9 protein-coding genes are annotated in these 11,781 nt (G+C 57.9%); 3 read left to right on the top strand and 6 right to left on the bottom strand.

The window, feature by feature from the left end:
• Positions 1 to 263: 263 nt before the first annotated feature.
• Positions 264 to 821 (top strand): DUF7010 family protein, encoded by a 558-nt coding sequence (locus ACN0R1_RS18175; RefSeq protein WP_417585426.1) that lies wholly within the window; start codon positions 264 to 266, stop codon positions 819 to 821.
• Between the two features lie 97 nt (positions 822 to 918).
• Here ACN0R1_RS18175 and ACN0R1_RS18170 read toward each other — a convergent pair whose 3' ends face one another.
• Genes ACN0R1_RS18170 through zwf form a run of 4 tightly spaced genes read right to left on the bottom strand, consistent with a single transcriptional unit; the run spans position 919 to position 5,576 of the window.
• Entirely contained in the window at positions 919 to 1,560 is a 642-nt protein-coding gene (locus ACN0R1_RS18170) for a bifunctional 4-hydroxy-2-oxoglutarate aldolase/2-dehydro-3-deoxy-phosphogluconate aldolase (RefSeq protein ID WP_417585424.1), read from the bottom strand.
• 11 nt (positions 1,561 to 1,571) lie between these two features.
• Positions 1,572 to 3,386 carry a phosphogluconate dehydratase gene (gene edd, locus ACN0R1_RS18165; RefSeq protein ID WP_417585422.1) on the bottom strand — a complete coding sequence of 605 codons (1,815 nt, stop codon included), beginning with the start codon at positions 3,384 to 3,386 and terminating at the stop codon, positions 1,572 to 1,574.
• Entirely contained in the window at positions 3,386 to 4,087 is a 702-nt protein-coding gene (gene pgl / locus ACN0R1_RS18160) for a 6-phosphogluconolactonase (RefSeq protein WP_417585420.1), read from the bottom strand. Before pgl ends, edd begins: the two co-directional genes overlap by 1 nt.
• A gap of 10 nt (positions 4,088 to 4,097) precedes the next feature.
• Complete coding sequence (gene zwf / locus ACN0R1_RS18155) at positions 4,098 to 5,576, bottom strand: glucose-6-phosphate dehydrogenase (RefSeq protein WP_417585418.1); 1,479 nt, start codon at positions 5,574 to 5,576, stop codon at positions 4,098 to 4,100.
• A 267-nt stretch (positions 5,577 to 5,843) separates the two neighbouring features.
• Here zwf and ACN0R1_RS18150 point away from each other — a divergent pair, with 267 nt between their 5' ends.
• Together ACN0R1_RS18150 and pyk are read left to right on the top strand one after the other, a co-directional pair.
• The gene (locus tag ACN0R1_RS18150; protein WP_028110629.1) at positions 5,844 to 6,698 is read left to right on the top strand and encodes a MurR/RpiR family transcriptional regulator; all 855 of its coding nucleotides are present in this window, start codon (positions 5,844 to 5,846) and stop codon (positions 6,696 to 6,698) included.
• A 239-nt stretch (positions 6,699 to 6,937) separates the two neighbouring features.
• Entirely contained in the window at positions 6,938 to 8,374 is a 1,437-nt protein-coding gene (pyk, locus tag ACN0R1_RS18145; protein WP_417585416.1) for a pyruvate kinase, read from the top strand.
• 296 nt (positions 8,375 to 8,670) lie between these two features.
• Here pyk and ACN0R1_RS18140 read toward each other — a convergent pair whose 3' ends face one another.
• Positions 8,671 to 10,947 (bottom strand): acyl-CoA dehydrogenase, encoded by a 2,277-nt coding sequence (locus ACN0R1_RS18140; protein WP_417585414.1) that lies wholly within the window; start codon positions 10,945 to 10,947, stop codon positions 8,671 to 8,673.
• Positions 10,944 to 11,609 carry a TetR/AcrR family transcriptional regulator gene (locus ACN0R1_RS18135; RefSeq protein WP_417585412.1) on the bottom strand — a complete coding sequence of 222 codons (666 nt, stop codon included), beginning with the start codon at positions 11,607 to 11,609 and terminating at the stop codon, positions 10,944 to 10,946. Before ACN0R1_RS18135 ends, ACN0R1_RS18140 begins: the two co-directional genes overlap by 4 nt.
• Positions 11,610 to 11,781 lie beyond the last annotated feature (172 nt).

The following is an 11,781-nucleotide window of genomic DNA, read 5'->3' as shown; positions in this document are numbered from 1 at the left end:
CCCCGGGAGCCCGTCGCGATGCCCGCCAAGTAAGACGTTTATCCGCTTTAAGTTGTGTGTTGCAGTAAAAGGTCCGCTCCGGCGGGCCTTTTCTTTTGCCTGACACCCAGGGAACCCTTCGACTTCAACCACAGCTGCCACAACCCTCCAGGCCGTTACGCCAGTTCATCAACCAGGCAATTGATTGATCTTCGTTCAATTGTTGATTAGGTTGAACCAGTCTTAGCCCGTAACGGGTCCAACTGAAATATCATGGTGCAGGGATGAACGTTGAAAGCGCCCAGCAAGGGATGAGAGACGCCTATGTCGATGGCTGGCCCGGAGTAACAATCTCCGGAATCGTGTGGCTGATTGCCGCTGCAGTCTGCCTGAAAGTTGGCACAGTGGCCGGCATCTTCACCCTATTTATTGGAGGAATGACCATCTTCCCTCTAAGCCTGGTGGCCTCCAAGGCTTTGGGCCGCGCCGGAACACACCTTAAGAATAACCCTATGGGCCCCTTGGCACTGGAGACCACTGCCCTGCTCTTCGGCGGCCTGGCCATCGCCTTTGGAGTCAGCCAGGTGAATCCAAATTGGTTCTTTCCGGTCATGCTGATCACCATCGGTTGCCGCTACCTGATGTTCCAGACCCTGTATGGCCTGAAACTGTATTGGCTGCTAGGCGTACTGTTAGCACTGCCCGGAGTGGCTTTTATGTTTCTCCCCACACAGCCTGTATGGCCTGCCCTGACGGGGGGAGTAGTTGAAACTGCTATTGGCGCCTGGCTCCTTCGCGCTGCATTATCAGAGGCAACCTATGATGCCCCCAGACACCACTGAACACTGAGATCAGCGTCGGCATGCATAAGAATAAAAAGGCCGATACTCGAAAGTAGCGGCCTTTATTTATGCTGTTGCGCCTCTAGCCGGCCAGCCGTTACCCATTGATGTGGGCCAGTGCCTGACAGGAGAGGTCGCTGATGCGCTGCCAGTCTCCATCACGGACAGCGTCCATAGGGGCAACCCAGGAGCCGCCCACACACGCCACATTATCCAGAGACAGGTAATCCTTGCAGTTGGCCAGGCCAATGCCACCGGTTGGGCAGAACACCAGTCCGGACAGGGGGCTGCCCATGGACTTGATCGCCTTGGCGCCACCGCTGGATTCCGCCGGGAAGAACTTCAGGTAGGTATAGCCGAAGTCCATCGCCTTCATGGCGTCAGACACAGACGCCACACCAGGGATCAGCGGAATGGTGCTGTGGGCGCCCGCTTCCAGCAGCGCGGTAGTCACACCCGGGCTGATGGCGAACTGCGCGCCGGCGTCTGCAACGGCCTGAAGTTGCTCTTGGTTGAGAACAGTGCCCGCCCCAACCAGGGCCTCAGGGACCTCTTCACGAATCAGCTTGATCGCTTCCAGGGCACATTCGGTGCGCAGGGTCACTTCAAGGATACGAATGCCACCGGCCACCAGGGCCTTGGCCAGGGGTACCGCCTGGTCCAGGTGTTCAATCACCATCACAGGCACCACTGGGCTGATCTCAAACACCTGTTCAGGCTGGATGCTCCAATTTTCCATCATTTCCTCGCTTAATCTAACAGCGCCGAAGCCCCAGTTTCCGGACTGGAGAGCAGCTTACGCATATTGCGGAACAGTTCACGGCCAAAGCCTTCATCATTGTCCCGCAGGTCGACGGGAGTAACTTCACGGGCATCCAGCTCAGTTTCGTCAACCAATAATTCAACTACGCCACGCTTGGCATCCAATCTCACCAGATCGCCGTCCCGGACCTTGGCCAGCAGGCCTCCGTCCAGGGCTTCCGGGCTGATGTGGATCGCCGCGGGCACCTTACCAGAAGCACCGGACATGCGACCATCGGTCACCAGTGCCACCTTAAACCCTTTATCCTGCAACACTCCCAGTGGAGGCAGCAGTTTGTGCAACTCAGGCATACCGTTAGCCTGAGGACCCTGATAGCGGACCACCGCGATCAGGTCTTTATTCATCTTGCCGCTCTTAAACGCCTCAGTGAGCGCCGCTTGAGACTCAAACACCATGGCAGGGGCTTCCACCACCTGATGTTCGTCCGCAACCGCCGAGGTCTTGATCACCGCACGGCCCAGGTTGCCCTTCACCAGGTTCATGCCACCGTTGGGCAGGAAGGGGTTGTCGATGGGACGCAGCACCTCGTCATCGCCACTGGCTTCTGGGATGTCATTCCACACCACCTTGCCATCCACCAGCTCAGGCTTCTGGGTGTAACGCTCCAGGCCCTGGCCTGCCGCGGTGGTAACATCTTCATGAAGCAGGCCACCTCGACGCAGTTCCCGAATCAGGAAGGCCATACCGCCCGCCTGGTGGAAGTGGTTAATGTCCGCCTGGCCATTGGGGTACACCCGCGCCAGCAGAGGCGTTACCGCAGACAGCTCGGCAAAATCCTGCCAGTCAACGATGATGCCGGCCGCACGGGCTGCGGCAACGATGTGCATGGTCAGGTTGGTGGAACCACCGGTGGCCAGCAGACCGACGATGCCGTTCACCACGCTCTTCTCATCCACCATCTTATACAGAGGAGTAAAGCTGTCTCCCTGCTGGGACATGCGGCACACCTGCTGGCTGGCCAGCTTAGTCAATTCGTGGCGCAGTGGGCTGGTGGGATTGACGAAGGAGGAGCCCGGCAGTTGCAGCCCCATGGCTTCCAGCACCAGTTGGTTGGAGTTGGCGGTGCCGTAAAAGGTGCAGGTTCCAGGACTGTGGTAGGAGGCAGATTCCGCTTTCAGCAGGTCTTCATCGCTCACCTTACCCTCGGCGTACTCCTGACGAACCTTGGCCTTCTCCTTATTGGGCAGACCGGAGGGCATGGGACCGGCAGGCACGAACAGGGTTGGCAGATGGCCAAAGCTCATGGCACCCATCAGCAGTCCGGGAACAATCTTGTCGCAGATACCCAGCATCAGCGCGCCATCAAACATGGCATGGGTCAAACCTACGGAGGTGGCCATGGCAATCACATCGCGGGACATCAGGCTGAGCTCCATACCAGGCTGGCCCTGAGTCACACCATCACACATGGCGGGCACACCACCGGCCACCTGGGCGACGGAGCCCACTTCGCGGCAGGCTTCCTTGATGATGTCCGGGTAGACACCATAGGGCTGGTGCGCCGACAGCATGTCATTGTAGGCGGTAACGATGCCGATGTTGGCCTTATTGAAGTGACGCAGGTCATCTTTATCCTGCTTGCCACAACCGGCAAAACCGTGGGCCAGGTTGGAGCAGGAGAGTGCCTGACGGTTTACACCCTGCTCCTCCAGCTTGGCCATCCGTGCCAGGTAAGCCTGACGACGGGCCCGACTGCGCTGAATGATGCGTTCGGTTACCGCCACTAGGGTTTCATGTGTCATTAGGCTTGACTCCAATATACGTCCACCGGGGTCTGTCGCTGATTGAGCACCGCCCGGATCGGCATCTCATTCGCATCTATGGACTTCAGTACCTGCTGCAGCACCTCACGCTTAGGCTCGCCGTGAAGGTGCAGATAGATCTGCCTGCTGTCCAGCAGCGCCTTCAGGGAGAGAGACAGACGCCCGTGAGGGGCCGTCGTCGGATGAACCGCCAGGCAGGTTCGCTCTGTGGTCAACCCCTCTTCAAGCTGTTCGGAACAGGGGAACAGTGATGCAGTGTGACCATCGTTGCCCATACCCAATACCACCACATCAAAGGGACGCGGCAGGTTGGAGAGCACCTCTTCGGTCATCCCCACGCCTTCATCCACCACGGAGTAGATGTTCTTCAGGCTGCGGAATTTGGCTTTGGCTGCGCGGCGTACCAGCAGGTGTTCCCGCACCAGACGCTCGTTGGAATCGGCATGCTCTGGCGCCACCCAGCGCTCATCGGCCAGGGTGATAAACACATCCTGCCAATCGATCAGCTGTCGGGACAGCTGGGCAAACAACTTCAGGGGGGTGCTTCCTCCGGACACCACCAGAGAGGCGCTGCCCCTGGCGTCGATGGCATCCTGTAGTCGGGAAGCGATCTTCACCGCCAGAGTCTCGGCCAGACCCTGTGCGGTATCAAACTCTTTGTATACGGGCAAAGTAATCATATGATCTTTCCTACTCATCCCAGGAGCGGCCGTCGCGAGTAATCAGGGCCACCGAGGCCACAGGTCCCCAGGTTCCCGCCGGGTACGCCTTGGGTGGCTCGTGGGAGCCCGCCCAGGCCGCGAGGATGGAATCACACCACTTCCACGCCTGCTCTACTTCGTCACGACGAACAAACAGAGACTGGTTACCCAGCATGCACTCCAGCAGCAAACGCTCGTAGGCGTCGGCCACCCGCTCGTTCTTGAAGGTGTCAGAGAAGGAGAGGTCCAGCTTGGTGGTCTGCAGACGCTGGGTCTCATCCAGGCCCGGTACCTTGTTCATCATCTGGATCTCGACCCCTTCATGGGGTTGCAGACGGATAGTCAGCTTGTTGGGTGGCAGCTGACGGTAGCTGTCCCGGTACAGGTTGTGTGGCGGATTCTTGAAATTCACCACGATTTCGGAGCACTTATAGGGCATCCTCTTGCCGGTACGCAGGTAGAAAGGCACGCCGGACCAGCGCCAGTTGTCGATGTCCACACGCAGGGCGGCAAAGGTCTCTGTGTCTGAGTCCAGGTTGGCCCCCTCCTCCTCAAGATAACCGGGCACCGGGCTGCCTTTGAGGAAGCCGGCGGAGTACTGACCCCGGACCGTCTTCTCGAATACGTTATTACTGTCGATGGGACGCAGAGACTTGAGGACCTTGACCTTCTCGTCGCGGATGGAGTCCGCATCCAGGTTCACCGGCGGATCCATGGCCACCAGAGACAGCACCTGCAGCAGGTGGTTCTGGATCATGTCACGCATCTGGCCCGCTTTGTCGAAGTAGTCCCAGCGACCTTCGATGCCCACCTCTTCGGCCACGGTGATCTGCACATGGTCGATGGTCCGGTTATCCCACTTGGAGGCAAACAGGGAGTTGGCGAAGCGCAGGGCCACCAGGTTCTGAACTGTCTCTTTACCCAGGTAGTGGTCAATGCGGTAGATCTGATTCTCCTGGAAGAACTCCGCCACCTGATTGTTGATCACCATGGAGGATGCCAGGTCGTGGCCAATGGGCTTCTCCAGCACCACACGGGTGGCAGGCTCGATTAGGCCGGCGGACTTCAGGCAACGACAGATGTCACCGTAGATAGAAGGTGGGGTGGCAAAGTAGTTCACCATGACGTTGTCCGGCTGAGTCTTCAGCAGGGCGTGGAACTGCTCATACCCTTCAGGCTGAGTGAAGTCCATGGCAACGTAAGTGCAGCGGGCCAGCAGCCGCTCCAGGGTGTCGGTCTCCACCTCCTCTTTGAGGAACTCGCTGAGGGAGGTGCGAATCACCTGCTGGTAATCGTCCTGAGTCATTTCACGTCGGGCCACACCAAAGATCCGGGTGCCGCTGTGAAGCAGACCAGCCTTGTCCAGCTGGTACAGGGAGGGGATCAATTTGCGGCGAGCCAGATCGCCAACGGTGCCGAAGAGCACGAAATCGCAGGGCTTGGCTACCGAGCCGGTAAAGTGAGTCACTATCCAACTCCTATATAGAAGGATGTTGCCACGTCCGTGGCGTCACATTTTCGTAAATTAACTACATTAAAGAGAATTTTTTTCGCCGACGCAACCTTAGCGGTCACTCAAAAGCTAGATAAATTACAACACTGTTTGTAAACTTATCCTAACTGCATCTCACAACCTGAGAGCAACGCCTCAGTATACAGTGCTTTATTGGCAATTATAGGCGTGTTCAGGCAAAGAGCCGCAGTTGTACTCTCGGTTAACTGGGCGATTATTCTTATGAATACACTAGAAAAAATACAGACGAACCTCAGTAACTTCAGTAAGTCCGAGCGAAAGGTAGCGGAAGTCATCTTAACCTCACCCCAGACCGCTATACACGCCAGCATAGCCACTTTGGCTAAGATGGCAGACGTAAGTGAACCTACGGTGAACCGTTTCTGCCGACGCCTCGACACCAAGGGATTCCCGGACTTCAAGTTACATTTGGCACAGAGCCTGGCCAACGGCACCCCATACGTTTCCCGTCATGTGGACGAGGACGACGGCCCGGACTCCTACACCAACAAGATCTTTGAATCTTCCATGGCAGCCCTGGACGTTGCCCGCCAATCCATTGATCCCATGGCGATCAATCGTGCGGTGGACATCCTCACCCAGGCGCAGCACATCTCCTTCTTCGGCCTGGGGGCCTCCTCCTCCGTGGCCCACGACGCCCAGAACAAGTTCTTCCGGTTCAATGTGCCGGTCAGCTGCTTCGACGATGTGCTGATGATGCGTATGAGCTGCATCAACGCCAGTGCCGGCTCAGTGCTGGTGCTGTTCTCCCACACCGGTCGTACCAAGGCCCTGGTGGAGGTGGCGCGCCTGGCTCGCGAAAGCAACGCCCAGGTGATCTCCATCACCGCCAAGGACAGCCCCCTGGCCCGTGAGAGCACGCTGGCAGTCAGCGTGGAGGTGCCCGAGGACACCGACATGTTTATCCCCATGGCGTCCCGCCTGGCTCACCTGACGGTGATTGATGTTTTAGCCACCGGTTTCACCCTGCGCCGAGGCCCCCGCTTCCGCGAGAATTTGAAGCGCGTCAAAGAAGCGATACGCGAATCCCGTTTCGAAAAACCCTCGAATTTGTAAGCCCCTCTCCCCAAAATGCCGCTGTGAATCCCACTCAGCGGCATTTTCTTTGTCACAACGACTACACTTGACCTCAACAAATTGCTTCCTTAGGCTTGTCGACCTTGCGCCAGGTCACATTTTTGTCATGCGGCAACATTTATAATTTACGTAATTTTCTTTCATGTTGAACTTTCAACCATAAGGTCGGGAGTTTCATCTACTTAAACTTTAGAGCCAGTATTCTGATGGAGTTACCTATGCTCAGAAGAACTAAGATCGTAACCACGTTGGGTCCAGCGACTGATCGCGACGGCAACCTGGAGAAGATCATCCTAGCCGGCGCCAACGTCGTACGGATGAACTTTTCCCACGGCAGCCCCGAGGATCACATCGCGCGCGCTAACGAGGTACGCGAGCTTGCTGCCAAGCACAACCGCCATGTGGCCATCCTGGGTGACCTGCAGGGTCCCAAGATTCGAGTGTCCACCTTTAAAGATGGCAAGGTACACCTGCCCCTGGGCCACACCTTCGTGCTGGACAGCGATCTCGGCAAAGGTGAAGGTGACGAGCATCAGGTAGGCCTGGACTACAAGACCCTGCCACAGGACGTGGACACCGGCGACATCCTGCTGCTGGATGACGGCCGTGTTCAGCTGCGCGTTGAGAAGGTAGAAGGCAACCGCGTTATCACCACCGTGACCGTCGCTGGCCCTCTGTCCAACAACAAAGGCATCAACAAGCAGGGTGGCGGCCTCTCCGCAGCAGCCCTGACCGAGAAAGACAAAGCTGACATCAAGACCGCTGCCAAGATTGGCGTGGACTACCTGGCCGTGTCCTTCCCACGCACCGGTGAAGATCTGCACTACGCTCGCGAACTGGCTCGCGAAGCGGGCTGCAATGCGCACATCGTATCCAAGGTAGAGCGCGCCGAAGCCGTTGCCACCGACGAAGCCATGGATGACGTTATCCTGGCCTCCGACGCCGTAATGGTTGCCCGTGGTGACCTGGGTGTTGAGATCGGTGATGCCGAACTGATGGGCGTACAGAAGAAGCTGATCGCCCGCTGCCGTCAGCTGAACCGCGTTGTGATCACCGCGACCCAGATGATGGAGTCCATGATCACTGCCCCAATGCCAACCCGTGCCGAAGTCATGGACGTGGCTAACGCCGTTCTCGACGGTACCGACGCTGTGATGCTGTCTGCCGAAACCGCCGCCGGTGACTTCCCTGAAGAGACCGTCAAGGCGATGGCCAGCGTGTGTATCGGCGCCGAAAAGAACCCTCGTGTTCAGGTTTCCGGTCACCGCCTGGATGAGCGCTTCAAGACCGTTGAAGAGACCATCGCTCTGGCCACCATGTACGCCGCCAACCACCTGGAAGGCGTTAAGGCCATCGTTGCCCTGACCGAGTCCGGCAACACCCCGATGATCATGAGCCGCATCACCTCCGGCCTGCCTATCATTGCCCTGTCTCGTCACGATGCGACCCTGGCCCGCATGGCCCTGTACCGTGGCGTGTACCCTGTACGCTTCGACTCCACCGAGCACACTCCTGGTCACATGGTGGCGGCAGCCATCAGCGAGATAAAAGAAGCTGGCTTGCTGAACAGCGGCGACATGGTTCTGGTTACCAAGGGTGACATGATGGAGACCATCGGCGGCACTAACACCACCAAGGTTGTTGTAGTCGAGTAATCTCCACTGAACAGATGATTAAGGGTTGGCTTTGGCCAACCCTTTTTTATTTCCAGTTCAGAAACCACTCTGCCCCCAAAAAGTACACGCCCCATCTCAACCGCCCTTCTCCAGCCCAGCTCTTGAAGCAGCGACGACACCTGAGACAACTGACTCTGAGCAGAGACACCGGCCATGCCCTATCAGGTCGCAAGACCCAATGCCCCTCTTTTCTGCAAACGCCTGGACACGTCAATCACTTCAGATGAAGGCACAAAAAAGGCCGGCTATATGCCGGCCCTTTTCCATCGCTGCCCCTAGAGGGTGGCGAACTCATCCACATGGATGGCTGCGGTGCGCAGCGTCCAGGCCAGCATAAGCTCACTGGCTTCGGAGTCGGTAATCACCTCCTCCTCCTTGGCCTGCTCAATCACCTCCGGGGTGATCGCCTGCTTGACCAGGGTACCCTGACGCATCGCCTGCTTGATCTTCTTCATCTGGGGCTGCTGCTTATGCAGGGCCAGGAAGGCAGACTCCACTTCGCTGATGCCGTCTTCCAGCCCCTCAGGGACAGGACACAGGTGAGTCAACCGCTCACGCAGCACCCCAGGCTGGGCCACGGTGTCGCACACCTGCTGCGCCAACTCATCAGAGGGCATATGGAAATGGTTGCCGATAGGGAAGATCATCACCTTGGCCAGCCAGCGTGCCGGCAGACTTGGGAAGTTGCGAATCACCTCCTCCATCGCCTTGGCGGCCAGGTGGGTGCAACGCGCCACCGAATAGTGCACCAGAGGCAGGTCCCCCTGCTGGCGCCCTTCCGCTTCGTAGTGACGCAGTACCGCAGAGGCCAGGTACAGCTGGCTGAGCACATCACCCAGACGAGCGGAGATCATCTCCTTCTGCTTCAGACTGCCACCGAGGGTGGCCATGGCCAGATCCGACATCAGCGCCAGGTTGGCACTGAGGCGACCCAGGTTGCGGTAGTGCTGAGCCGTGTCCCCGGCTACAGGTGCATTGTTGAAGCGGGAGCCGGTAAGGGCACTGCCCAGAGACACCAGGGCATTGCGGGCACCGTGAATCATGTGGGAGAGCAGCAGACCGTCAAACACCTTCAGTGCCTGGTCCTTGTCCTCCATCGCCACCGCTTCCATCTCGGACAGCACATAGGGGTGACAGCGGGTGGCACCCTGGCCGAAGATCATCAGGTTGCGGGTGAGGATGTTGGCCCCCTCAACGGTAATGGAAACCGGCTGAGCCATATACTGGTGACCCAGGTAGTTCTTGGGACCCAGCTGAATTCCCTTGCCGCCATGAATGTCCATGGCGTCGTTGATGATGGAGCGACCCAACTCGGTCATGTGGTACTTGGCAATGGCGGTCACCACCGAAGGCTTCTGCTTCATGTCGATGGCACCGACAGTCATCTTACGAGCCGCCTCAAGCAGATAGGTGTTGCCGACGATGCGCGCCAACGCCTCCTGGACCCCTTCGAACTGGCCGATGTTCACCCCAAACTGCTGGCGTACGCCACAGTAAGCTGACGTGGTACGGGTGGCCATATGGGCAGCCGAGGTGGCCAGAGCAGGCAGCGAGATGCCACGACCGGCGGAGAGACACTCCACCAGCATGCGCCAACCACGACCAGCGTAATCCGGGCCGCCGATGATCCACTCCATCGGGATAAACACATCCTTGCCTCGGGTGGTGCCGTTCATAAAGGCCATGTTCAGCGGGTTGTGACGATTGCCCAGCTCCACGCCTGGGTGGTCGGCGGGGATCAGCGCGCAGGTGATGCCAATCTCCTTGTTATCCCCCAGCAGGCCATCCGGGTCGCGCATCTTGAATGCCAGACCCAGTACCGTGGCCACAGGCGCCAGGGTGATGTAGCGCTTATCCCAGTTCAGCTTGAGGCCCAACACCTCCTTGCCTTCATACTCGCCCATGCACACCACGCCGCTGTCGGGAATGGCGCCAGCATCGGAGCCGGCTTCAGGGCCGGTCAGGGCAAAACAGGGAACCTCTGTGCCTTCGGCCAGGCCAGGCAGCCAGCGCTGTTTCTGCTCTTCGGTACCGTAATGAGCCAACAGTTCGCCCGGCCCCAGGGAGTTGGGCACCATCACTGTGATGGCGGCGGTCAGGCTGCGGGAGGCGATCTGCGCCACTATGGTGGACGCCGCCAGCGCAGAGAAGTCCAGGCCACCGTAGGCCCGGGGGATGATCATCGAGAAGAAGCGCTCCTGCTTCAGGTAATCCCACACCTCTTTAGACAGGTCCTTATCGTCCTGAACCGTCTGGTGATCGTCCAGCATCTTCAGCAGGGTGTTTACCTGGTTATCCAGGAAGGCTCTCTCCTCACCGGTCAGTTCGGAGGCGGGCATATTGTGCAGCTGCTGCCAGTCAGGACGACCGGAGAACAGCTCGCCATCCCACCACACGGTGCCTGCTTCCATCGCTTCCCGCTCGGTCTGGGAAAGTGGGGGCAAAACCTTTCTAAAGAAGGAAAACACCGGCTTGGTGATAAACTGTCGGCGAATGTCCGTCACGCCAAACAGCACCAGCAGGGCGATGATTACCAGAATAAACAGCGTCATGATACTTCCTTAATCTGTGTCCTTGACAGATGGGGAGCCGGGGCGACCACGCCTGCGGCCACGTAGGGGATCAATCTCTTGATCACCGACTCCACGTCGTTTTGCTGATCAAAATCGGCCTGGGCGATGTCATTCAAAGCATCCAGCGAGGCCATGGTGAACACCATGGTGCCCAGGGTAAAGTGCAGGCGCCAGAACAGCTCTGCGTCGTCGATATCCTTATCCACCTGGTGTATCAGTTTGACGATCAATTCCAGGGGTTTGCCGTAGTGGGTGGTGACGAACCAACGCAGATGGCCCTGGCTCTCGATGTAGCCACGCCCCAGCAGCTGAAGGAATATGGTCGACCCGCGGTGACGCAATTGGTCCAACGATAGCAGTGGCTGAACCAGGCTTTCGAAGATGGCGGACACGCTCAGCTCTGACTGGCCATCCAACTCGCCCAGGGCCTCTTCACAAGCGGGCATGAACTGATCCAGGTAGCGCGCCAGTACTGCCTGAATCAGCTCCTTCTTGGAACCGAAATGGTAATTGACCGAGGCGAGATTCACCTCCGCCTTGCTGGTGATCAGTCGCAGGGAGGTATCCGCAAACCCCCGCTCTGCAAACAATCTTTCCGCAGCGTCCAAGATACGAGATTTTGTACCTTGCTTATTAGACATGTGTGCGTCTTCCTGATTAAAACACTTGTTTTAACTTACTCTGCGGCTTGGGTAATGTCAAAGCAGCCAAAGGCAAACTGTTTGAACTTAGGAATAATCCCGCCTTTTCCAAGCGTTAGCAGTAAATCCCTTGCGAATTGGGGTCATGGTGCATTGTCGCTTTTCACACCTG

Origin of the sequence: Nitrincola sp. (assembly GCF_048264025.1) — a bacterium.
Taxonomy (GTDB): Bacteria; Pseudomonadota; Gammaproteobacteria; order Pseudomonadales; family Balneatricaceae; genus Nitrincola.
Note: the sequence above shows the minus strand (reverse complement) of the source record. Positions and strands in the feature narration are given on the sequence as shown.

Excerpts from the sequence above, each read along its gene's own strand:
- ACN0R1_RS18135 (WP_417585412.1), bottom strand. The coding sequence starts at position 11,609 with ATGTCTAATAAGCAAGGTACAAAATCTCGTATCTTGGACGCTGCGGAA.
- ACN0R1_RS18140 (WP_417585414.1), bottom strand. The coding sequence starts at position 10,947 with ATGACGCTGTTTATTCTGGTAATCATCGCCCTGCTGGTGCTGTTTGGC.
- ACN0R1_RS18175 (WP_417585426.1), top strand. The coding sequence starts at position 264 with ATGAACGTTGAAAGCGCCCAGCAAGGGATGAGAGACGCCTATGTCGAT.
- ACN0R1_RS18170 (WP_417585424.1), bottom strand. The coding sequence starts at position 1,560 with ATGGAAAATTGGAGCATCCAGCCTGAACAGGTGTTTGAGATCAGCCCA.
- edd (WP_417585422.1), bottom strand. The coding sequence starts at position 3,386 with ATGACACATGAAACCCTAGTGGCGGTAACCGAACGCATCATTCAGCGC.
- pyk (WP_417585416.1), top strand. The coding sequence starts at position 6,938 with ATGCTCAGAAGAACTAAGATCGTAACCACGTTGGGTCCAGCGACTGAT.
- pgl (WP_417585420.1), bottom strand. The coding sequence starts at position 4,087 with ATGATTACTTTGCCCGTATACAAAGAGTTTGATACCGCACAGGGTCTG.
- ACN0R1_RS18150 (WP_028110629.1), top strand. The coding sequence starts at position 5,844 with ATGAATACACTAGAAAAAATACAGACGAACCTCAGTAACTTCAGTAAG.